Source organism: Nocardia sp. BMG51109, from assembly GCF_000526215.1.
Lineage (GTDB): Bacteria > Actinomycetota > Actinomycetes > Mycobacteriales > Mycobacteriaceae > Nocardia.
Genome location: NZ_JAFQ01000004.1, coordinates 8,472,014 through 8,493,890, shown reverse-complemented (window position 1 = coordinate 8,493,890; position 21,877 = coordinate 8,472,014). Strand labels below are relative to the sequence as shown.

Annotated in this window: 24 protein-coding genes and 1 pseudogene; 15 read left to right on the top strand and 10 right to left on the bottom strand. The window is 68.0% G+C overall.

The genetic code is table 11. The features are described 5' to 3' along the window. Positions 1–200 precede the first annotated feature (200 nt). A complete protein-coding gene (locus D892_RS0139760) occupies positions 201–1,292 on the bottom strand; it encodes a hypothetical protein (protein ID WP_156959909.1) in 1,092 nt (363 codons plus the stop codon). Between the two features lie 162 nt (positions 1,293–1,454). Continuing rightward, positions 1,455–1,886, bottom strand: a complete 432-nt coding sequence (locus D892_RS0139755) for a MarR family winged helix-turn-helix transcriptional regulator (RefSeq protein ID WP_024806578.1) — start codon at positions 1,884–1,886, stop codon at positions 1,455–1,457. A gap of 90 nt (positions 1,887–1,976) precedes the next feature. On the opposite strand from D892_RS0139755, the gene D892_RS0139750 reads away from it, so the two are divergent. After that, a complete protein-coding gene (locus tag D892_RS0139750; protein ID WP_024806577.1) occupies positions 1,977–2,768 on the top strand; it encodes an alpha/beta fold hydrolase in 792 nt (263 codons plus the stop codon). Positions 2,769–3,067: 299 nt separating this feature from the next. Here D892_RS0139750 and D892_RS0139745 read toward each other — a convergent pair whose 3' ends face one another. Next, entirely contained in the window at positions 3,068–3,775 is a 708-nt protein-coding gene (locus D892_RS0139745) for a TetR/AcrR family transcriptional regulator (protein WP_024806576.1), read from the bottom strand. Between the two features lie 109 nt (positions 3,776–3,884). On the opposite strand from D892_RS0139745, the pseudogene D892_RS49955 reads away from it, so the two are divergent. Both D892_RS49955 and D892_RS49340 read left to right on the top strand, forming a co-directional pair. Beyond that, positions 3,885–4,136: pseudogene (locus D892_RS49955) on the top strand (aldo/keto reductase); the annotation flags it as partial. A gap of 122 nt (positions 4,137–4,258) precedes the next feature. Beyond that, positions 4,259–4,729 (top strand): aldo/keto reductase, encoded by a 471-nt coding sequence (locus D892_RS49340; RefSeq protein WP_198037116.1) that lies wholly within the window; start codon positions 4,259–4,261, stop codon positions 4,727–4,729. A 59-nt stretch (positions 4,730–4,788) separates the two neighbouring features. Here the strand turns inward: D892_RS49340 and D892_RS0139735 are convergent, their stop codons facing one another. Continuing rightward, positions 4,789–5,439 carry a TetR/AcrR family transcriptional regulator gene (locus tag D892_RS0139735; protein WP_232236279.1) on the bottom strand — a complete coding sequence of 217 codons (651 nt, stop codon included), beginning with the start codon at positions 5,437–5,439 and terminating at the stop codon, positions 4,789–4,791. Positions 5,440–5,521: 82 nt separating this feature from the next. Here D892_RS0139735 and D892_RS0139730 point away from each other — a divergent pair, with 82 nt between their 5' ends. From D892_RS0139730 to D892_RS0139715, 4 genes are all read left to right on the top strand, one after another. After that, a complete protein-coding gene (locus D892_RS0139730) occupies positions 5,522–6,484 on the top strand; it encodes an alpha/beta fold hydrolase (RefSeq protein ID WP_084161430.1) in 963 nt (320 codons plus the stop codon). 217 nt (positions 6,485–6,701) lie between these two features. Next, positions 6,702–7,124 (top strand): nitroreductase/quinone reductase family protein, encoded by a 423-nt coding sequence (locus D892_RS0139725; RefSeq protein WP_232236278.1) that lies wholly within the window; start codon positions 6,702–6,704, stop codon positions 7,122–7,124. A gap of 47 nt (positions 7,125–7,171) precedes the next feature. Beyond that, positions 7,172–7,618: a TIGR03618 family F420-dependent PPOX class oxidoreductase gene (locus D892_RS0139720; protein ID WP_024806572.1), complete on the top strand. Its 447-nt coding sequence runs from the start codon at positions 7,172–7,174 to the stop codon at positions 7,616–7,618. Between the two features lie 41 nt (positions 7,619–7,659). Next, entirely contained in the window at positions 7,660–8,178 is a 519-nt protein-coding gene (locus D892_RS0139715) for an N-acetyltransferase (protein ID WP_198037115.1), read from the top strand. Positions 8,179–8,205: 27 nt separating this feature from the next. On the opposite strand, the gene D892_RS0139710 is transcribed toward D892_RS0139715, so the two are convergent. The 3 genes from D892_RS0139710 to D892_RS0139700 all read right to left on the bottom strand — a co-directional run bounded on the left by D892_RS0139710 (position 8,206) and on the right by D892_RS0139700 (position 10,669). Continuing rightward, positions 8,206–8,784, bottom strand: a complete 579-nt coding sequence (locus D892_RS0139710) for a GNAT family N-acetyltransferase (protein WP_024806570.1) — start codon at positions 8,782–8,784, stop codon at positions 8,206–8,208. A 118-nt stretch (positions 8,785–8,902) separates the two neighbouring features. After that, positions 8,903–10,069: an epoxide hydrolase family protein gene (locus D892_RS0139705; RefSeq protein ID WP_232236277.1), complete on the bottom strand. Its 1,167-nt coding sequence runs from the start codon at positions 10,067–10,069 to the stop codon at positions 8,903–8,905. A gap of 99 nt (positions 10,070–10,168) precedes the next feature. Then, positions 10,169–10,669, bottom strand: a complete 501-nt coding sequence (locus D892_RS0139700; protein ID WP_024806568.1) for a nuclear transport factor 2 family protein — start codon at positions 10,667–10,669, stop codon at positions 10,169–10,171. Positions 10,670–10,746: 77 nt separating this feature from the next. Here D892_RS0139700 and D892_RS0139695 point away from each other — a divergent pair, with 77 nt between their 5' ends. The 3 genes from D892_RS0139695 to D892_RS0139680 all read left to right on the top strand — a co-directional run bounded on the left by D892_RS0139695 (position 10,747) and on the right by D892_RS0139680 (position 13,005). Continuing rightward, a complete protein-coding gene (locus tag D892_RS0139695) occupies positions 10,747–11,340 on the top strand; it encodes a TetR/AcrR family transcriptional regulator (RefSeq protein ID WP_024806567.1) in 594 nt (197 codons plus the stop codon). Positions 11,341–11,698: 358 nt separating this feature from the next. After that, a complete protein-coding gene (locus tag D892_RS0139685) occupies positions 11,699–12,088 on the top strand; it encodes a MerR family transcriptional regulator (protein ID WP_024806565.1) in 390 nt (129 codons plus the stop codon). Between the two features lie 62 nt (positions 12,089–12,150). Further along, positions 12,151–13,005: an LLM class F420-dependent oxidoreductase gene (locus D892_RS0139680; protein ID WP_024806564.1), complete on the top strand. Its 855-nt coding sequence runs from the start codon at positions 12,151–12,153 to the stop codon at positions 13,003–13,005. Positions 13,006–13,215: 210 nt separating this feature from the next. Here D892_RS0139680 and D892_RS0139675 read toward each other — a convergent pair whose 3' ends face one another. Continuing rightward, positions 13,216–13,767, bottom strand: a complete 552-nt coding sequence (locus tag D892_RS0139675; protein WP_024806563.1) for a TetR/AcrR family transcriptional regulator — start codon at positions 13,765–13,767, stop codon at positions 13,216–13,218. A gap of 99 nt (positions 13,768–13,866) precedes the next feature. Between D892_RS0139675 and D892_RS0139670 the strand changes: the two genes are divergently transcribed. The 4 genes from D892_RS0139670 to D892_RS0139655 all read left to right on the top strand — a co-directional run bounded on the left by D892_RS0139670 (position 13,867) and on the right by D892_RS0139655 (position 17,684). Continuing rightward, positions 13,867–14,346, top strand: a complete 480-nt coding sequence (locus D892_RS0139670) for a nuclear transport factor 2 family protein (protein ID WP_036567826.1) — start codon at positions 13,867–13,869, stop codon at positions 14,344–14,346. 65 nt (positions 14,347–14,411) lie between these two features. After that, on the top strand, positions 14,412–14,870 hold the full coding sequence (locus D892_RS0139665) for a pyridoxamine 5'-phosphate oxidase family protein (RefSeq protein ID WP_024806561.1): 459 nt from the start codon (positions 14,412–14,414) through the stop codon (positions 14,868–14,870). A gap of 99 nt (positions 14,871–14,969) precedes the next feature. Next, positions 14,970–15,773 carry an SAM-dependent methyltransferase gene (locus D892_RS0139660; RefSeq protein WP_024806560.1) on the top strand — a complete coding sequence of 268 codons (804 nt, stop codon included), beginning with the start codon at positions 14,970–14,972 and terminating at the stop codon, positions 15,771–15,773. Positions 15,774–16,103: 330 nt separating this feature from the next. After that, positions 16,104–17,684: an ABC transporter substrate-binding protein gene (locus tag D892_RS0139655; protein ID WP_024806559.1), complete on the top strand. Its 1,581-nt coding sequence runs from the start codon at positions 16,104–16,106 to the stop codon at positions 17,682–17,684. 8 nt (positions 17,685–17,692) lie between these two features. Here the strand turns inward: D892_RS0139655 and D892_RS0139650 are convergent, their stop codons facing one another. Continuing rightward, a complete protein-coding gene (locus D892_RS0139650; RefSeq protein WP_036571616.1) occupies positions 17,693–19,126 on the bottom strand; it encodes an alpha/beta fold hydrolase in 1,434 nt (477 codons plus the stop codon). A 253-nt stretch (positions 19,127–19,379) separates the two neighbouring features. After that, entirely contained in the window at positions 19,380–20,387 is a 1,008-nt protein-coding gene (locus D892_RS0139645; RefSeq protein ID WP_024806557.1) for a Gfo/Idh/MocA family oxidoreductase, read from the bottom strand. Positions 20,388–20,720: 333 nt separating this feature from the next. On the opposite strand from D892_RS0139645, the gene D892_RS0139640 reads away from it, so the two are divergent. Further along, entirely contained in the window at positions 20,721–21,623 is a 903-nt protein-coding gene (locus D892_RS0139640) for a TIM barrel protein (RefSeq protein WP_024806556.1), read from the top strand. Positions 21,624–21,877 lie beyond the last annotated feature (254 nt).

Genomic DNA, 21,877 nt, shown 5'->3' with positions numbered 1-21,877 from the left:
TTGGAATGTCGTCCCGCCGATTGCTCGGTGAAGGCGGCCGCACTCCGCGCGCTCGAAGCGGCCGGTCGGCTGGTACCAGACCGATCACGACGGCTGTGAAATGAAGCGTCGATTATGGTGACTCGACGGGGTGCGAGGCCGTTCGAGAGGTTCCCATGCCAGGCCGACCCGAACGGGATCAGATCCAGTGGGGCCGTGGATTACCTGACGGCATCCCATCCATCTCTGTACCTACCAACGAAGTCGAGGTAGGGCTTCTTCATCATTCCGTGGTTCGACCCGTTCAGGATGTTGGGAAGATCGGCCTGGACCTTATCCGCGGGGACCGTATTCGAATCCATGAGCGAAAGAACGTCCCGTAGCTGCCCGCTCGGGTCGAACAAGTACGCGTAGCGAATGTCGTGGTCCACGAAGCCCTCGTGATTCTGCAACGCCTTCACGAGGTCGAGTTCGGGGAGGGCGTAACCCGTCCGAAGGTAGTTGACATAGGGCTGTTCACGCTTGTCGCTCTGCGCCGGCGGATCATCGCCGAATTTGTCCCGGGTGCGGTCGTCTGCCTCGACGCTCAGCCCGCGATCGAGCAACCGGCACAGGACCCCGTATTGGTTCGGTGTGACGGCGGCAGCGTGTTGATCCAATTCGGCAGCGACCCACGTATCGGCGATCTGACTTGCGGTGGAGAAGGCCGCGTCGGCGAATTTCTGGGCGGCGTCCCTGTCGGTAGAGACGACCGCGAAGACATTGACGGCTTCGTGGTACGTCGGATCGTCGCCGACCGGCGAGGCGAATGCCGGAGCTGCGACTCCTGCCGCCTGGGCTCCGGCCAAGTTTGCGATGTACGGCTGCAGGGCCGCCGCGATTTGTCGTACCGCTTCGGGGCTCACTTGCCCTATCGACTCGGTGCGCGGGCCGTCGAGATTCAGCAATTCGTCCACGTGACTGCTGACGTATCCGGCCAACCCGGAGGCTGATTCGCCGGCGCGGGTGGCAGTCGCCGGATCAGGTGACTTCGCGTCGGATCCGATCCAAGAAAACAGGGCGCCCATGGCGGCGCCGCCATCGTCCCAGTGACGGTGCATCAGATTGTCGAGAACCTCGTCAGCCGAGACGTCCTCCCGAGGACTGTGGCCGGTAAGCAAGCTGTGGACCGCAGCCTTATCGACGCCGCCGGATGTCGCGCCATGGTTCACCATCTCGCCGGCGGCGGACTGTGCGGCATCGGCCGCATCGCCGCACGCGGCCAGACCGGTCAAGCACAGCGCACACAGAACAACCTGGGCTAGGCGTTTCATCGAATTGGTTCCCAGCCTTCAACTGTTTCGTCCTGAAGACCCATAGCTCGATTCCCCCTTCGGCGATTCGCCAACCTTCGAAACCGGTTCTCTCGGTCGAGGTCTCGTGTCCAGGACATCGGCCATTGTTCCCCCATGTCCGCTCACCCTGCTCAAGGCAGCCTATCGGCCAAGCCCGCTCGGGTCGGGCCCGAGGGCCGCATCCAGCAGCTCACCCAGCTGGTCCAGCTGGTCGGGCGACAGTGCGCTGAAGGACGACTCGACGACCTTGTCCGCAGCTTCCTGGCCGGCGGCGCGCAACCGGGCGCCCTCCTCGGTGAGGCGGTGGCGTACGGCTCGGCCTGGTCCTGGGACTCGTTCTATCAGGCCGCGGGCGGCCATTCGGGTGGCCAGGGGGCCGAAGGATTGGTCGGTTTGGAAGGTCAGGACTGCTAGGTCGTGTAGTGAGGCGTCGGGGTGGCGGTGCAAGTGGCGCAACGTGTCCCACTGCACGAGCGAGAGGCCCAGGGGCGCCAGCGCTTGGTTCAGGGCGCGGTGGTGGCGGTACTGCAGGCGCTTCACGGCCAGGGCTACGTCGGCGGGGCGGTAGGTCATGGCGGAGAGCTTACCCGGGTGAATCAGGTTGCTTATATCAGGTAGCTTATATAAGGTTCCTGATATAGCTTCTACAGAGAGAAGAAGACGATGAGTACTCCGATCGTGGCCGGCAGTCTTCGGCCTACCCGCACCCGCACTCTCCAGGTCGGCTCCGCCGAGGTCACCGTCCAGGACCGTGACCGCACCCGGCCGTTCCTGCTGCTGCACGGTGGAGGGGGCGTGCAGACGATGTCCGGTTTCGCCGATCTGCTGGCCGAGCGGACGCACTCCCGGGTGCTGCTGCCTACCCATCCCGGCTTCGGCGGTACGCCGAAATCCGATGGGCTGACCGGCGTTTCCGAGCTGGCTCGGGCGTACGTGACGATGCTGGATCAGCTCGACCTCACGGACGTGACCGTGATCGGCAACTCCTTCGGGGGATGGCTGGCCGCCGAGATCGCCCTGCGGAACAGTCCGCGCGTCAGCGGCGCGGTGATCGTCGACGGGATCGGCATCGAGGTTCCGGGGCATCCGATGGCCGACGTCAGCGGCTTCTCGCGGGACGAGCTCCTGGCGCACTCCTACCACGACCCGAGCAAGGCGCCCGTTCCGCCGGGGGGAGGCGGCACCGGCCCGAGTCCCGATGTGCAGGCGCTGATCGGCTATACCGGCCCGGCGATGTCGGATCCGACACTGGCCGAACGCCTTGGCGGCCTGGACATTCCGGTCCATGTGGTGTGGGGCGAGAGCGATCGCATCGCCGATCCGGAGTACGGAAAGGCTTATGCCGCCGCCATCCCGATGTCGACGTTCACCCTGCTTCCGCGCACCGGCCACCTGCCGCAGATCGAGGCGCCCGAGGAACTGCTGGCCGCCCTGCTCGATCTCGGCAACCGGTGAAAGCCCCACTGTACGAGGAGAAATCGGCATGATCACCCCACTGACCGTGACCCGGATCGGAACTCCGCTCGCGGTTCCGTGAGGCCTTGCGCCCGCTGATGTCATTTGGGTGCAGCTCGCCTGGTGGGGGACTTCTGACCTGGGGGCTCTGCCAGATCTCGGGCTGACCGGCGCGGCCCGCGGCCTGGGCAGCGATCATCCGCGCTCGGGGCACCGCATCGGTGAGCCCGTCGAGGTGGGCGGGGTCGTCGTGGTCCTGGCCTTTCCCGCCCGCCTCGCTGTCTGGTGCCCAGGCCGGCTCAGCGGGCGAGCTGGTTGAGCCACTCACGGAGAAGGGCGGTCTCGGCCGGACGGAGCGGGAGCTCGTCCTCGTCCGCGGCGCCGAGAGCGGCATCGAGGGCGAGAGCCCGGGGCGCGAGACCGGGATCCGCGTCCGGGGGTTGCGGATGGTCGGCGGCCAGAGAGTCGATGAGGGTATCGCGCATTCTCGCGGAGACCTCTGGGTCTCGGTCCTCGGGAGGAACGCCGATCAGCGACAAGGTGACGCCCGTGATGGAGGCCAGTAGCAGGCGGGCGGCCAATGCGGGTGGGAGCCGGAGACGGCCCGCGGCGGCCATGCGGTCAAGGAATTTCAGCAGGAGTTCGCGGGCCTCGTCGGCGGCGGGCGGGCGGCGACCGGGGCGGTCGGTGCCGTACATCAGGACGTAGAGCGCGGGGTGGCGCAGGCCGAAGTCGACGTGCATGTCCCAGGCATGGCGCATGTCGCCGACCGGGTCGCCGATGTGCGCCAGGGCCTGCTTCTCGGCCAGGTAGAGGTCGAAGCCGTGAATGGCCAGGGCGGCGAGGAGGCCGTCCTTGTCGCCGAAGAGCTGGTACAGAGATGCGGCGCGGATCCCGGCCGCTGCGGCCACCGAGCGGGTGGAAACCGCCTCAGCGCCGCCCCGCTCCAGGATGCCGGTCGCCACCTCGAGGATCCGCTGGCGGGTACGGGCTTTCTCGTCGTCCATCGTTGCAATGCTACGGAATATCGCGTATCACTGATGCAACATCGATACACATAATCGCGTAGCAGTGATACATCAGGAGAAGCCAGTGATCCGTGTCGGATATGGAGCTATGCAGCTCGCCGGGCCGAATGTGTGGGGGCTACCGGAGGACCCCGAGTCGGCACGGCGCGTGCTCCGCCTGGCGGTCGAGCTGGGAGTGACGTTCTTCGACACCGCGAATGCCTACGGGCCGCGTACGGTGAACCGGCTGATCGGGGAGGCACTGCGGCCGATCCCCGAAGGGGTGATCGTCGGCAACAAGGTGGGCGCCGGACGCGGACCGGACGGGTCCTGGGTCATCACCGACCATCCCGACACGGTCCGCAGGCAGGTCCACGAGGCGCTGGCCGACCTGGGAACGGAAGTCAGCGAGCTGACGTACCTGCGCTCGACGGCGACACCCGGGGAGCTCAGGGCCAGGTGCCCTTGGAGGATTCGCTCGGCGTGCTCGCCGAACTGCGCGATCAGGGACTTATCCGCCGCATCGGCCTGTCCGGCGCATCCCCGGAGACGCTGGCCCGTGCCCAGCGGATCACGCCGATCGCCGCCGTGCAGAACCGTTTCAACTTGCTCGACCGCAGCGGCGTCCGGGTCCTCGCCGACTGCGAAGCGCAGGGCATCACGTTCGTCCCCTACTTCCCGCTGGCCTCCGGACGGCTCACCAGATACGAGGAGCTGGCCGCTCCCGCGGAACGCCTCGGCGCGGCACCGGCCCAGGTCGCGTTGGCCTGGCTGCTGCGCCGCTCCCCTGTCATGGTCGTCATTCCAGGCACGGCGAACCCGGGCCACCTGCGCGCCAACATCGCCGCGGCTGAAGTCGCCGAGAACCTGACCGAGGCCGAGGTAACCCGCCTGACCCGCCTCGCCGACGAGTCTGACGTCGTCCTCGATCGGCCATATCAATCCACCCTCTGAAACCGTTCGTCTCGGCGCGGGGTGCGGATGTTGCCGGAGGTGAACGGTATTGAGCGCACTTACGTTGCCGAAGGGCTGTTTTCGGCACGCAGTAGTCCGTGGGCGATGACATCCGTCGCGGCTGCCAGTAGCTCCCGGAGTTCGGATTCGTTGTGGCGGAGGCTGTCCGGGCGCCAGTGCAGGCTGATTATGCCGTTCCAGGCGGCCAGGAGGGCCATCGCTACCTTGGTGGGGTCGACCGGTCGGGCGATGCCGGCGTCGATGCCCTGTTGGATGGCTCGGGCGAGTCGGTTGTTCTGTTCGGTGATCTGGGTGGCCATGCGGTCCAGCAGGTCTCGCCCCGCGGGGTACTGACCCGGGTCGCCCGGGAAGGCGAGCATGCGGAAGTACTCCGGGTATTGCAAATAGAGCTGGAGATACTGTTCGGCGACCGCGTAGACCTGTTCGGCGGGGCCGCGATCCGGGGTGAAGGCCAGATCCATGAAGTGGCGGTCGGTGTCGAGGACGCGCTCGACGACGGCGGCGTGGAGCCCGGCCTTCGACCCGAAATGGTTGTAGATCGAGCCGACGGCCACGCCCGCGTGCTCGGCGATCTCCTCCACGGTCACCTCCGCGACCGGCCGCTCGCTGAAGATCTCCTCCGCCGCCTGCAGCAGCGTCTCGATCGTTCGCTGTTTACGTGGGTCCATCCACACCGTTCTTGTAGTCATTGCAAAAAGTCGGTCACCACGGTAGCTTACCGGGTATTGAACTTCTTGTAATGATTACAAGAAGTCGAAGAGGGGAGTCTCGATGACCGCGTCAACTCGTGAGGTGTCGTTGCGGCCGTTCCGGCGACTGCCGTTCGCGAACCTGCCGGAACGGCCGGCCCGCCCGCATCCGTACTTCGACTCGACCGCGCACGAACTCCGGATGGAGTCGGATACGTTGGGGCCGTTGCGCATTCACTATCGCGAATACGGTGCCGGTGAACCGCTGCTGCTCCTGCACGGTTTGATGACGAGCAGCTATTCGTGGCGGTACGTCCTCGACGGGCTCGGGCAGCACTATCGGCTCATCATCCCGGATCTGCCCGGTGCCGGGTCCAGTAGCGCTCCGGCACGACGCCGCCTGGCGCCGGAGGCGCTGGCCTCCTGGATCGGTGAATTCCAGGTGCGGTTGGAAATACGCGGATGTCCTGTGGTGGCCAATTCGCTGGGCGGGAATCTCGCCATGCGCCAGGCGTTGCGGGATCCGAGCGCCTTCTACGCGATGGTGAATATCCATTCGCCAGGGGTTCCGATGTCGCGTCTGCACGCGCTGCACCCGGCGCTGTCGTCGTTGCCGGGTGCGGAAGCCGTGCTGCGCTGGTGGATTCGGCGTGACCCTGCTCGCTGGGCGCATCGCAGCGTGCACTACTACGACGAAACGCTGAAATCGCTCGAAGAGGTGCACCGGTACGGGGATCCGTTCACCGGTGACGAGGGCGTCGGTGCGTTCGTCGACTACCTGCGTGATGTGATGGCCCCGGCCGGATTCGCCGATTTCGACCGGGAACTCGCTCGCCGCCGCAGTCGTGGTGAGCCGTTTCCGGTTCCGCTGCAACTGATCTACGCCAACCAGGACCCACTCGTGCCGCCCGGCGTCGGTGAGCGTCTGGCGGAGCTGATCCCCGATGCCGAGCTGTGCCGGCTCGACCGGTCTTCCCACTTTGCGCACGTCGACACCCCGGCCGAGGTCACCGATCTCGTCCTCCGCTTCCTTCGCACGCATTGACGAGGCGACCCGGGGCGATACGGAGGCTCGTCGATCGCACCGCGATGGAGGCTCGTCGACCGCACTGCGATGGAGGCTTGTCGACCGCACCGCGATGCTGGACAGTGTGATCGGGTGTTCGTCCGGTGGGGGCGGGCGCGGGGATGCGGAGTGAGGAGGTAGGGAGTCCCTCCGTGGCGGTGCGGGCTCCCGGTCGCCGATGGTCAGTGAGACTCGGTTGAAGGTTCAGAATGCGGTGCACCGCACGGGGATCGGTCTGACGAAGGGGCTTGTGGGCACCCGGCTGTTGGGGATGCCCACGCTCGAACTCACGACGGTCGGGCGCAAAACCGGGCGCCGACGTCCGGTCATGCTTTTCGCCGCGGTCGTCGACGGCGAGACGATCGTGGTCGTGGGTTCGCGGGCGGGGGATTCGGTGCATCCGGCGTGGTTCCTGAATCTTCGGGACAACCCGCGAGTGGAGGTGTCCCTGCGGAACGGTCCGGTGCGGACGATGCTTGCCCGCGTGGCGACCGCCGACGAACGCGCGGAATTGTGGCCGCGGGTCGTTGCGGCTTGGCGGGGGTATGCCCGGTACCAGCGCAGGACCGAGCGGGAGATACCGCTCGTATTGTTGAGCCCGGCTCCGGAAGACGGCTGATTCGTGTCGTCCGGTACGGACAGCCAGTCGGCGGGGAGAATGTGAGCATGACCGACCTGACCACCTTCGCAGATCTGGCGGCGCCCGAGCACGGGCTCTGCGTCGTTGTCACCATCCGGGCCGACGGCTCGCCGCAAGCCAGCGTCGTCAATGCCGGTGTCCTGCCTCATCCGCTGACCGGGTTCGACTCGGCGGGGTTCGTGGCGCGGGGTGGCACTGCGAAACTCGCCCATCTGCGGGCGAATTCGGCCATCGCGGTGACCGTCCGGAGCGGTTGGCAGTGGGTCACCGTGGAAGGTGCGGCCCAGTTGATCGGGCCCGACGATCCGCATCCCGAGGTCGATGACGAGCAGCTGCGGCTCCTGTTGCGCGCCGTCTTCATGGCGGCCGGCGGGACGCACGACGACTGGCCCACCTACGACCGGGTGATGCGCGACGAACGCCGCGCCGCGGTTCTCATCACGCCCACCCGGATCTACTCGAATCCGGCATAAGGGAGCGAAAACCCCTGGACTATGGGCGTTACGGTGGACGAGTGATCGCGAAACCTACCGTCGTCGCGCTGAAGAAAGCCGACGCCGGGGAGATTCTCACCTTGCAGCGGGCCGCCTACATCACCGAGGCGCAGGTGCACGACGACGTGCTGCTGCCCCCGCTGACGCAGACGTTGCGCGACCTGCTGGACGAGTTGGCATCGCCTGACGTGACGGCGTACGGAATCCGGGACGGGGCACGATTGGTCGCCGCGGTCCGGATGCGGGTGGAGGGGCGCGTGAGTCATGTCGGGCGGTTGGTCGTCGCGCCGGACCGGCAGGGCAACGGTCTCGGTTCGGTTCTGCTGCGGGCCGTCGAATTCCTTGTCCCCGAGTCGGTTGCGGAAATGAGGCTGTTCACGGGCGAGCACAGCCGGAGCAATATCCGGCTCTGCGAACGTTTCGGCTACCGCGAGATCGAGCGCACGCCCGCGGGCGCCCATCAGCTCGTTCACCTCGCCAAGGCGCTCGATCGTCCCGCAACTGTCTCCGGCGACAAGGAGTTGCCGGAATACATCTAGCGGGGCCGGGGTGCCGACGGATGGACGTTACTCCGGCCGAGGGCGGAGGACCAGGCCGAACATGATCATGTCGCGGTGGGTGTCACCGATGCGCTGGTAACCGCGGAGGACGCCTTCCGGAACGAATCCGCATGCGTGGCAGACGGCTTGGGAGGCGTGGTTACCGGGCTCCACGAGGGCTTGCAGCCGGAGGAGTCCGAGTTCTGCCGCGAGGTCGATGAGGAGGGTGACGGCGGCCTCGGCGTAGCCGTTGCCGCGGTGGCGATCGAGGACCCAGTACCCGATATTGCCTCGGCGGTGGGTCCAGTCGATGGCGTTGATGGTGGCCATGCCGACGACCTCGGCGGATGTCACGGAGACGATCGCGAGCGGGCATCCCCGTCCCCCTGCCGCCTGGTCGGATTGGCGTTGTAACCAGGTAGCCCCTTGCTCGGGCGTGTAACGGGCGGGGACGGTCGTGATCAGCGGTATGTAGGGATCGGCGGCGGCTTCGGCGATGGCCGGCAGGTCGTCGTCGGTCCACGGGCGCAGGACGGCGAGCGCATTTCCGAGCCGCGGCAGCGCGCGCAGATCCGGTGGTCGGGCGCGATCGTGCGGTGTAGTCATTCGCGGCGACTTTCGTGGGACGACGGTGACTCGATCCGAACAGTGATCTCCGCGATGACCTCCGCAGGCCGGGGACGGTCGGCGATCTCGGCTGCGATGGCCCGGGCCTGGCGGCAGCTCACGGAGATTCCAGTTTCCGCGCGAAATCCCGGAGGTCGGAGGTGAAGAGGCCGGGCTGTTCGAAGGCGGCGAAGTGGCCGCCCCGCGGCTGCTCCGCCCAGTGGATCACGTTCCACTGACGGTCGCACCATCGGCGTGGCGCCCTGGTCTTCTCCCGCGGATAGAGCGCGATGCCGGTGGGAGTTTCCACCCTGCTGCCCCATACCGTGGCGTCGGCGCCGTACCATTCCGACTCCGCGTAGAGCCTCGCGGCGGACGTGGCGGTGCCGGTGAGCCAGTACAACATCGTGTTGTCCAGCAGCCGGTCCACCGTGAACGGCAGGCCCCCGCGGGTATCGGACCAGGTGTGGAACTTCTCCAGCAGCCAGGCCGCGAGCCCGGCGGGGGAGTCCTCCAACGCCGGGCCGATGCTGTGCGGGCGGGTGGCCTGCTGGAGGTAATAGCCGTTGTCGGCGCCATAGACCCGCGTATTGTGTTCGAGCGCAGCGCGTTCCAGCGGTGTGGCTTCGGCCAGCGGATCGGCGAGCCCGGGCGGTGCCACGGCCCAAGGAAAGTTGATGTGCGCCCCCAGTAGCCGGTCGGGCCGGGTGAGGCCCAGCTGCCGGACGACGAAGGCGCCCCAGTCCCCGCCCTGGGCCAGGAATCGGGGATATCCGAGTTCGCCCATCAGCACGGCGAAGGAGTCGGCGATGGCGGGAACGTCGACGCCGGGTGCGATGGTCGGTCCGGACAGCGCGAAGCCGGGCATCGATGGCAAGACCACGTGGAAGGCGTCTTCGGCGCGCCCGCCGTACGCGGTCGGATCCGTCAGTGCGGGAACGCAGTCCAAGAACTCCATCACCGAGCCCGGCCAGCCGTGGCACAGCAACAGCGGTGTGGCGTGCTCGTGCCGGGAGCGCGCCACGAAGGCATGCACCTTCAACCCCGCGAAGGTACCGATGACCTGGGGTATGGCGTTCAGTTCGGCCTCGGTGCGACGCCAATCGTAGCGGTGCAGCCAATGCTCGACGAGCCGCCGCAGCCAAGGCTGCGGCGTACCCCGCTCCCAATCCTCGTCCGGCAGGTCGACGCGAAACCGCGTGCGTGCCAGCCGGTCGCGCAGGTCGATCAGCGTCTCCTCGGCAGTGGCGATGGTGAATGCGTGCACCCACGCATTCTTACTCACCGTGTGGTATCCGCGGCCTCACCACTCGCCGGGGAAGGTCTGTGCCGACCAAACCGCCTGTGGCCGAGCATCTTTGCCACCGGCCGGCGGTGTACGAGATCAGCAGCCCGGACCGCCGAACGTCCGGCAGTAGGTGACCGGATTGCCGTATTCCTCGATGGCGAGCAGGTGGTCGCCATCCCACTCGGTGCGGAAGAGATACACGTTGCGGTACGGGCGGGCGTCGGCCGTGGTGAAGTCGCCGTTGGCCTGGACGAACGACGTTCGGCCGCCATCGGTCACGCTGATCCGCACATCGGTGAATTCGATGGTGGCCATGGCGGTGAAGACGCCGCCGACATATCCGAGAACCTGGTCGCGGCCGACGAATCGGCCGGCGGGGGCCTGGCCGCCGTCGAACGACAACGGCACCGTCAGCGTTGCCGATTCGGTGAGCATGCCTTCGATCGCCGGGAGGTCCTTGTGCCGCAACGCATCCAGGAAGCGGTGGGATCGGTCGACGGCGGCGTGTTCCGGTGAATGGTCTTGTGCCGCAGCATTTGTGGGGGACACCGCGGCGACGAGGACGGCGAGCAGGACGGCGGTGAGGCGAATGCCCATGGGAACTCCAAGAGACTGAGTATCTACTGATACTGAGTATCATAAGGGTTCCGGTATCGGTTGGCTAGACTGGCGGAGTGAGTCGGCCGCAGCACCCCGAGCCCTCCCTGCGCGAACGCAAGCAGCGGCGGGTGCGGCAGGCGATCGTCGAGGCGGCGCACGAGCTGTTCGCCGAGCGCGGCTACGGTGCCGTCACGGTCACCGATATCGCCGCGCGCGCCGAGGTCGGCCGGGCGACGTTCTTTCGCTACTTCGGCGACAAACAGGAGGTCGTCTTCGGCGACGGGCATCCCGACTGGTCCGGGTTCGCCGCCGCGGCGCCCGAGCCGATCGGCGCCGGTCTGCCCGCCGCGCTGGATGTCGTCCGGACGCTGGTGGTCGGGTTCGTCTCGGATCTGGTGGCACGGCCCGACGCCTATATCGCGCACGAACGCCTCGTGGCCGGTGAGCCGGAATTGCGTGCCCGCAGCCTCGCCAAGCAGCGGCACTACGTCGGCCAGATCACCGCGCTGCTGGTCGAGGCCGGAGCCGAGTCCGAAACAGCCTCCCTGGCAGCGGAACTCGGCTTGGCATGCTTCTACGCCGGGCGCACCGCCGCCGACAACGATCCGCACCGCCTGACCGACGCTGTCGCTTCCGCCTTCGACCGGCTCCGTTCGGCGGTGCGCTGATGCTGTCTATGCCCGCGGCCGGTGCGGAGCGTCGTGTCGATTGCCGGTGCGGAGCGTCGCGTCGGCCGTCGGTGCCGGGCATCTCGTAGCAGGGGATGCCGGTCGCGGTGGCCGGATTCGCCGAGGTCGCGCACGCGGATGCCGAGCGCGGCAGGGGCATCGCGCGGCTCGCCCGTGCCGTGCGTGTCATCGGCCACCGATGCCGTGCGTCTGTCGGCTACCGATGCCGAGGTTTGCCAGGCATGGTGCGTGACCACCCCATCGGTACCGGGCTCGTCGGTGACTGGCGAATCCGTTGTTGCCTTCACGCCGGTGTCAAGGTTTAGCGTCGTGACGGCGACAGAGCGAGGAGAGATGCATGCTGATCGGGGAGCTGGCCGATCGCGCGGGTACGAGCGCCCGCACATTGCGGTACTACGAGCAGCACGGGTTGCTGCGGGCGGAGCGGTCCGGCAACGGTTATCGGGTGTACGACGAGCAGGAGTTGCACATCGTCCGCAAGATTCGCGCACTGCTCGAACTCGGGTTCGGGCTGGAGGACACCCGCCCGTTCGTCACCTGCTTGCGTGCGGGGCATCGCAACGGTGACGAATGCCCGGAATCGGTCGAATCCTTGCGCCGCAAGCTGGCCGAGGTCGACGAGGCCATGGATAATCTCGCCGCCGTGCGGCGGAATCTGAGCGATCGCCTGGTGGACGCGATGGCCGAGCCTGCGCCGCCGCAATGTGAGTTCACCCAGCTGTTCTGACCCGATTCGAAGTCGCTCGACGGCCCGTAGCGGGTGCGTCGGCGCCGATGCGAGGAGATTTCGTGAAATTCGCCGTCAACTACGCGACGCCGGTCGACGGGACCGATCCCGACCGGCTGGCGGGGTTCGCCGAGCACGCGGAGAGCTGTGGTTTCGAGGCGTTGTACGTGCCGGACCACGTCGTGCTGTCTCCCGGCGCGAAGAACGGGAACGGCGAACTGCCCCCGACGCTTCCCTACCTCGATCCGCTGGACTGCCTGAGTTTCGTTGCGGCGGCGACGAATCGGATTCTGCTCGGCACCGGTGTCCTGCTGCTGCCGTACCGGCATCCGGTGGTCTTGGCCAAACGCCTTGCGACGGTGGACGTCCTGTCCAAGGGCAGGATGCGGCTGCTGACCGTCGGGCTGGGCATCATGCCCGGCGAGGCGAAGGCGGTGGGCGTCGACTTCGCGACCCGCGGCCGCCGCGCCGACGAGGCGATCGACGTGCTCCGTCTGCTGTGGTCGGGCGGCCCGGCCGGCGTCGACCACCACGGCGAATTCTTCGACTTCGACAAGCTGTGCAGCTATCCGAAACCGCACGGGGTCACCGAGCTTCCGATCCACGTCGGGGGATCCAGTCGCGCGGCGGCGCGGCGCGTCGGGCTGCGCGGCGACGGGTTCTTCCTCGGGGGAATGCTGACCGAGCAGGAGCGCGACGAGCAGTTCGAGCTGGCCCGCAAGACCGCCGCGGAGGCCGGCCGCGACCCCGCCGCCCTGGAGTACACGCGCTGGGGTCCGAGCGATCTCTCCGCGGAACAGGTCGGGGAACTGGCCGAGCACGGCGTCACGCGGGTGGTGGTGAACTTCGCCGCCCCTGATCTCGATCAGCAGCGCGACCAGATGTCGGAATTCGCCGACCGATTCGGCCTGAGGTAGTCGAGTCCACCGCGGCGGTGCCGCCTATGCCGAACTGTGGCGGTGCCGCGTTCAGATAGCGGTGGTACCGCGCGTTTCCGAACAGCGTGGCGCCGTATATTTCGTACGGGGCAGCGCGTGAACGTCGCACAGCGGTGTCGGGTGCTTCGCACGGTGGCAGCGTCGCGAGATGATGTCGGACAGCAGTTGGCCGGCAGGAGCGCCGGGACGCTACGTGCTATCGGCGCGGATTCCGGCGAGGACGATATCTATTGCGCGGCCGAGTGTTTCGGCATCCGTGGGTTCGGAGGCCGTGATCTGGGACAGTCCTCGGATGAGGAGGTAGATCTCGTCGACGGTGACCGCCGGCCGCACGGCACCGGCGTCCCGGGCGCGCGCCAGCACGGCGTCGACGGTTCCGCGTAGGTTGTGCGAGGCGGTGCGGACCGACGGGGGCACCTGGCCGTCGGTGCCCAGTAAGGAGACCAGCGTGAGCTTGGTGGCGCCGCGTTCGATCATCACCCGGATGAGCTCGCGCAGGGCGTCGAAGGGATCGCGGTCGGCGGACAGGCTCTCGGCGCGGCCGGAGAGGTCGGCGAAATGGGCCAGCAGCGTGGCCTCGAGCAGATCGGCCTTCGTCGGGAAATGCCGGAACACGGTCGCGATGCCCACTTCGGCCCGCCGTGCGACCTCCTCGGTGGACCCCGCCGCCCCCTGTTCCCCGAACACCGATTCGGCGGCGGCGAGGATCCGCTCGCGGTTCTGCCGCGCGTCGTGTCGCACCGGGAATGTCCTCTCGTGGGCGATGGGGCGAAACCACTTTAACCGGAGTCGGCACTTCGCTACAGTAACCGGAGTATTGACCTCGCTCAGGAGAGTGGAATGAGCACACCCGCCGATGTCATCCGCGCGGTCACCGCCGGTGTGAGCCGCCTCGTCGTGGGTGGGCTCGACGACGAGGAGCGGACCGCGCTGCTGGACGAGCTGGCCGGCTACTACGCCGAGGAGACCGACGTCCGGCATCCGTTCGCGCCGCTGGGCGATACACCGCTGCGCACCCGGGTCGAACTGTGGGAACACTTCGCCGAATCGGCCCGCGGCGGAGGCGTGGCCGAGTTCGGGCCGGACGACGTCGTCGTGCACGAGACCAGGGACCCGGAGGTGGTGATCGTCGAATTCGCTTATCGCGGAACGGCCGACGGCGGCTCGTTCGCGCTGCCGTGCATCTTCGTGGTCCGGGTGCGCGCGGGCGTGATCGTCGAATCGCGCGACTACGCCGACCACATCGGCTTCGCCCGCGCCTTCGGCCGGCTCGGCGATCTCGCCACCGCACTGGCCGCCGAGGGCGAACGCACCCGATGAGCGGGACGGTGCGGAGACGGCCTTCGGCGTTCGACCGCACCACCCCACGAGCTAGGGTGCGGATTGTGGGCGAGCGGGAGCTGGTGGAGGACTACGTCGGCGACGGCGGGCTGATGCAAGTGGCGACGGTCCGCGCGGATGGTTCGCCGGTGGTGTGCACGGTCTGGTATGTGCCGTCGTTCGATCCGGATCGGTTGCACTTCATCTCGCGCACCGATCGGATCCACTCGGCGAACCTCCGTCGCAACCCGGCGGTCGGCGGGGCGATTCTGCACGATCCGCCGGCCGAACTCGGCCTGACGGGGCGCGGGCTCTCGTTCACCGGACGCGCGGTGGAACTGCCGGGCGCCGGGATCGAGGCCGAGAAGCGGGCGTTCGCGGCTCGGTGGCCGAATGCCGCCGGTGTGCTCGGCGCCATGCCCGACGCCGCCTCGCGGCTGTACGAGATCGCCGTGCAGCACTGGGTGTTGTTCGACGAGGAGAACTTTCCGGAAAGTCCGCGGCGCGAGATCGCGGGACGGTAGCCACCGGACCGACGTGGCCCGTTCCGGTCGCGCGGGTGATGGATGATGGGTGGTATCAGGCGGCTCGCGGGTGAGCCGATCCCGTCCCGAGGAGGTTGTGTGCCGCGCACGCCCGATTGGTCGCCCGACGATATCGACCCGAACGTGCCCAGTTCGGCCCGGATGTACGACTACGTGCTCGGCGGGTTCAACAATTTCGAGGTCGACCGCAAGCTGGCGGACTGGGTATCCGAGACGATGCCGGAGGTGGCCCAGGGCGCCCGCGACAACCGCGCATTCCTGCGGCGGGTGATCACCCACCTCGTGACGGAGCGGGGCGTCGGGCAGTTCCTGGATCTCGGGTCCGGCATCCCGACCGCGGGGAACGTGCACGAGATCGCGCAACGGCTGGTCCCCGGGACGCGGGTCGCCTATGTCGACATCGATCCGGTGGCGGTGCGGGTCAGCCGGCAGCTGCTTGCGGAGAATCCCGACGCGACGGCCGTCCGCGGTGACCTCACCGATATCGAGCCGATCCTCGCCGACCCGGAGGTCCGCGCGCTGCTCGATTTCACCCGGCCGATCGCCGTGCTCCTGGTGTCGGTGCTGCATTTCGTCCCCGACAGCGCGCGGCCCCGGTCCGTGATCGAGCGACTGCGAAACGCGTTGGCGCCGGGCAGCTTTCTGGCGATCTCCCACTTCACCCACGAGGGCCGGGAGGACTACGCGAAACGCATCGTCGCCATGTCCCGCCAGACCCCCACCACCACGAACCCCCGTACCCGCGCCCGAATCGAGGACCTGTTCGGCGATTTCACCCTCGTAGCGCCCGGCTTGGTGGACGTCACCGAATGGCACCCGGAGGAGGACGTAACACCCACGGGCCGGTCCGGCTGGTACGGCGGAGTCGGCATCCTGGGGTGAGCCCCGTCCTTTCCGTCCTTCAGGGCGTCCTCCGTTCGCGCCCGTCCGGTGTGTCCCGTTCTCGTCATTCCGGCGTGCTTGTGGCCGGAATCCAGCGGCACGATGTAGATCCCGACCACCGGTGCGCCGGGGTGACGAGGCGCCTGTGAGAGCCCGGATGGAGAGCTGCCCGCGACGGCACAGGGGCAGCGATGCGCTGACAAGAGCCCTGGACAGGTCTACTGTCCCACACATGCCGAGGTGATCGGGCGGGGTGTCGGCGATCCCGGAGGGCCGCACCGGATTCCTCGCTTGTCTCGAGAACAGGAGAGGGCGTTGCGATTCCTACGAATGGGCGCGTTGACCGCCGCCGCGGTGCTGGCCGCGGGCCTGGCGCTGACCGGATGCTCGACGAGCGGCAGTGACACCGAGCTGGTGACCGTGAACGGCGCCGAGCCGCAGAATCCGCTGGTGCCGACCAACACCAACGAGAATATGGGCGGCCGGGTGGTGGACCGGCTGTTCGCGGGACTGAAGTACTACGACGCGGACGGCCGGGCGCACGACGAGATGGCGCAGTCGATCGAGACCGCCGATCACCAGCACTACACGATCGAGATCAAGCCGGACTGGACGTTCACCGACGGCACACCCGTGACGGCGAAGTCGTTCGTCGACGCCTGGAACTACGGCGCCCTCAGCACCAACGGCCAATTGCAGAACTGGGTGTTCACCTCGATCGCCGGGTACGACGACGTCTCCGCGGATCCGCCCAGGGCGCAGACGATGTCGGGGCTGAAGGTGGTCGATGACCACACCTTCACCGTCGATCTCACCCAGCCCTCCATCGATTTCGAACTCTCCCTGGGCTTCGCGCCGTTCTATCCGCTGCCCGAATCGGCCTACCGGGATATGAAGGCCTTCGGTGAGCACCCGATCGGCAACGGTCCCTACAAGTTCGACACCTGGGAGCACAACAGCAAGATCGAACTTTCGACCAACCCCGACTATCACGGCGGCCGCCCGGCCAAGAACAAGGGCCTGCGGTTCGCGATGTACCAGTCCTACGACACCGCCTACGCCGACCTGCTGGCCGGCAATCTCGATGCGCTCGACACGATGCCGGAGAGCGCCCTGGCCACCTACCAGGAGGATCTGGGCGACCGGGCCATCAACAAGCCGACCGCGCAGAACGAACACCTCGGCATCCAGCCGAACCTGCCGCACTTCGGCGGCGAGGAGGGGCTGCTGCGCCGCAAGGCGATCTCGATGGCGATCAACCGGCAGCAGATCTGCGACACCATCTGGCACGGCACCAAGATTCCGGCGCGCGACTACACCGCCTCCACGCTGCCCGGTTTCCGGGACGACCTGCCGGGAGTGGGGACCCTCCAGTACAACCCGGACGAGGCGAAGAAGGTGTGGGCGCAGGCCGAGGCGATCGCGCCGTGGTCGGGGCGTTTCGAGATCGCCTACAACTCCGACGGCGGCCACCAGGCATGGCTCGAGGCGGTGGCCAACAGCATCAAGAACACCCTCGGGATCGATGCGGTCGCGACGCCGTACCCGACCTTCAAGCAGATCCGGGATCTGGTGCATTCGCACACCATCGGCAAGGCGTTCCGGTACGGCTGGCAGGGCGACTATCCGTCGATGCTGGAATTCCTGACCTCCCAATATCTTTCCGGTTCGGAGACCAACGATATCGACTACTCCTCGCCGGAGTTCGACGCGGCGATCGCGGCCGCGCAGGCGGCCCCGACCCCCGACGAGTCGTACGGGAAGATCGCGCAGGCGCAGACGGTGCTGATCCGCGACATGGCCGATATCCCCGTGCTCAACTACATTTCGAACGCGGGCCGGTCCGACAGCGTGAAGCAGGCGCCGCTGACCTGGAGCGGCCTGTTCGATTTCGAGAACATCGAGAAGTAGCCGCTCGCTCACGGGGAAACCGCCGGGCAGTGCGTATCCGGTTGCGGCACAACCAGATCTATGAAGTACCGGTCGGCGGCCCCGGTCGTGCACGCGGTGCGGCCGTAGACGCCGTGCCCCCAGCCGTCGTAGGTCAGCAGCACCGAATGCGGCGTATCGGCGGCCACGTGGGTGGCCCATTCGTGCGGGGTCGTCGGATCGAACCGCGCGTTCATCAGGAGCGTGGTCGGGGCGTCGGTGATACGCGGCGGGTGTGGCGGATTCGGTGCCGGCGGCAGGGCGGTGCAGAGGCTGGTGGCGACCCAGGCGAAGTGGGACCGCAGCGGCCCCGCACTCTCTTTGTGCATGGCCCACAACTGCTCCCAGTGCGCCTGGTCGCGGATGCCGAGTTGCTGATCGGCACACATGATCGTCAGTGGCCACGGTTGCGGCTGCCCATTGCGCCGGGGAGCGGGAGCGGCCATCGGTGTCAGCGGTCGCTCGGCCCGTGCCCGGAGGTCCTCCGCGAGGCGGGGCCAGTCGGGTTTGTAGAGAGGCTGGGTGGAGACCTGGCTCAGCACCAGCGGGTCCTGCCGTTTTCCGGTCGGGCTCGACAGGAGACCGTGGGCCGCGCGGTCGTAGAGTGAGTCGTACAGAGCGGGAATATCCCTGCCGTGCAGAGCGCAGGTGGATTCGCGATCACACCAGGACACGAACTCGGCGAACGTGTCCCGGGCAGCCCGGGCCTCGGAGGCGAGGTAGTCGGGACCGGAGAGATTGTGGTCGACGGCGCCGTCGAGCACCATCGCGCGGACCTGCCGGGGGAACAGTTCGAGATAGGCCTGGCCGGACGCGGTGCCGTGGGACCGGCCGTAGATGCTGATCGTGGTCTCGCCGAGTGCCTTTCGCAGCGCGTCGACGTCGCGGGCCACGCTCGCGCTGTCCAGATGGTCGACGAGCGGGCCGGTGTGCTCCCGGCAGCTGTCCGCGAGATCCCGTGCGTAAGAGACGACCTCTGCCAGTCGGCCGCCGGTGTCGGGCACGAGATTCGGCTGGACGGTGGCCAGGCCGGCATCGCACCGCACCGGATGGCTGCGCCCGACCCCGCGCGGATCGAGGCTGACGATATCGAACCGTCGATGTAGTTCGGGGCTCAGCCGGTCGCCGTGCAGCACCTCGTCCACTCCGGAGGTGCCGGGGCCGCCGGGCAGGGAGACGAGCGTGCCGAGGCGGTCGGCCTCCCGGGTTCGCTTGCGCGCCACGGCCATCTCGATGGTCTGCCCGCCGGGATCGGACCAGTCGACCGGCACCGCGAGGGTCGCGCACTCCACTTCGGCGTTCTCGGGGCACGGCCGCCAATCGAAATCCGAGGCCCGGCCCTGTGCGCCGGAACAGGCGGTGATTCCGGCCCCGCTCATCGCCACGGCCAAGGCCGTTATGAACACTGTGAACAGGTGTCGCACGGACGTGAAGCGATCCTGTCCCGTCGGTGCCGCAGAGGGCATCTTCATCCGGAAGTATTCACTTCTCACCCCCGGGTACGACGGTCGGCGGTGCGAACGCCGGTACTCGCACAGTCGGTACAGCAACGCTCCCCAGCCCCCCAAAAAACGTCATCCCTGGCATGCTCTTGGCCGGTATCCATCACCGGCACTGATGGATTGTGTCCACAAGCACGTTGGAAGGGCAAGGGGACGGGCCGGAGCTCGCGCGCGATCAGCGGCGCACGTCGTCGATCGCGATCGGGCGCCGCTCTCGGCCGGACAGCTCGCACGCCTCGGCGATGTAGAACGCTTCCAGGGCATCCCGTGGACCACAGGGGTTGTCGGCCCGCCCGGCAACGACATCGACGAAGACCGACAGCTCCGCGGTGTAGGCCCGGCGGAACCTGTCCATGAAGCCCGGATACGGCGGCAGCGGCGCGGCCGGATACTCCGGTTCGACCGAACGCAGCGGGGCCCGATCATCCAGTCCGACAATCGCATTGCCCTCGGAACCGAGCACCTCGAGCCGGACGTCGTACCCCGCCCCGTTGTAGCGGCCCAGCGAAACCGTCGCCAGCGCACCGTCGTCCAGCCGCATCAGCACCGACGCGGTGTCGACGTCGTCGGCGTCGGCGAAGAACCTCGCGCCCCGGTTGGCGCCCTGCACGAACACCTCGGTCACCTCCCGCCCGGTGACCCAGCGGATGATGTCGAAATCGTGCACGCCGCAGTCGCGGAACAGGCCACCGGAGCGCGGAATGTATTCCGCCGGCGGCGGAGCCGGGTCGAGCGTGGTGGCCCGCAGGGTGTGCAGCCAGCCCAGCCGGCCGGACGCGACCGCGGCGCGGGCCGCGGTGTAGCCGGCGTCGAAGCGGCGCTGGAAGCCGATCTGCACCGGCACCGTGCGGTTTTCGAGGTAGTCGACGACCGCGAGGGTGCCGGTGATATCGGCCGCGACCGGCTTCTCGCAGAACACCGGGAGGCCGCGGTCGACGGCCGCGACGATGAGTTCGGGATGCGAGTCGGTGGCGGTGGCGATCACCAGCCCGGCGATACCGGAGTCGAACAGGGCGTCGACGTCGGGCGCGAACTCGACGCCGAGCTTGGTGGCGGTCGCCCGGGCGCGCTCGGGATCGGCGTCGGCGACCACCACACCGGATACGCCCGGAAGACCGGCCAAGGTTTCGGCGTGCGAGACGCCGATGCGTCCCGTGCCGGCGAGGCCCACCCTGAGGGTCATGCCTGAACTCCTGTCGATCCGAGGGGCGTCATGTCGTCCACGGTCGCATCCGTCCGTATCCGTGTCCGGCGTATGGTCCGAAGACCGTGCGCCGTAGCGGTTTTCACCGTGCGGATGGTCCGGTAGCGGAGCACACGACCGGCGACGAGTTGTCGTGGCCGGCTACCGAAACATTCTGTCGCAGACCACCGGTTATGGCCTGTCGTTCCAGGTAGAACAGCTGATTCGCGGTAGGGTCGGGGTCCTTGACACCGCAGTGACGCAGGTTACATAGTTGGAGCGCTCCAAGGTCGGAGCGCTCGGATTCGCATACCGACAGGCCGGAGAAGTCCGATGACCGAACCGCTGCACCAGCTTCGCATCGCCGCCGCGCCGATATCCTGGGGAGTCTGCGAAGTACCGGGCTGGGGCCGGGTGCTGGATGCGAGCACCGTCCTGTCCGAGATGGCCGCGCTCGGAATCACCGCGACCGAATTCGGCCCGCCCGGTTACCTTCCGGAGGATCCGGCGGCCGTGCGTGAGCTGCTGGGTGCGTACCGGATCGCCGCGGTCGGCGGCTTCCTGGCGCTGCCGTTACATCGCGAGCCCGGCCGTGCGCTGGAGGCGGTGCGCACCAGCGCCGCCCGGTTCGCCGCCACCGGCGCGGAGGTGCTGGTGCTCGCGGCGGCCACCGGTGCGCCCGGTTACGATGCGCGCCCGCCGCTGAGCGGCTACGAGTGGCGCACGCTCGTCGGCGCCGTATCGGCCGCCCGGGATATCGCCGCCGAGAACGGCCTGCGCACCGTGCTGCATCCGCACGTCGGCACCCACGTGGAAACGGCGGCCGAGGTGGAGCGCTTCCTCGCCGATTCCGACCTGGACCTCTGCCTCGATACCGGCCATCTGCTCGTCGGCGGCGCCGATCCGGTGGATCTGGCGCGGCGGCACGGCGATCGGATCGGTCACATTCACCTCAAGGATGTCCGAAACGCCCTCGCCGCCGAGATCCGCGGCGGAACAATGGAATACAGCCGGGCCGTGCGGCGGGGTCTGTACGCCCCGCTGGGGGAGGGGGATGTCGATATCGAGGCCCTGGTGCGGCATGTCCGGGCCGCGGGTTACCGGGGTTGGTATGTGATCGAACAGGATACGGCGCTGGCGCCCGGCGAGACCGCCGACGGCCCGAGCCGCGACGCCGCCCGCAGCCTGCGCTATCTGGTGCCCCTCGGCGCCGCGCCGGAGTTCGCCCGAATCTAGGTGGTAGCCCATGACAGCGACGTCGCAACCACCCGCCCGGAACGGCGAAGAGCCGCGCGAGACGACCCGCCGAGCCCCGGCGGGCCCGCGTTCCGGCCGCAGCGACCGCCATCAGGGCACAGGGGCAGCCGCCGGTGAACTCGTCGATGTGCGAGGCGAAGAGGCCGAGGAAGTCGGAGCGTTCGAGCATCGGCTCCGCGATGCGCGCGCCGAGCGCCGTCGCGCGGGCATCGCATCACCGCTGGGCCGAGGTT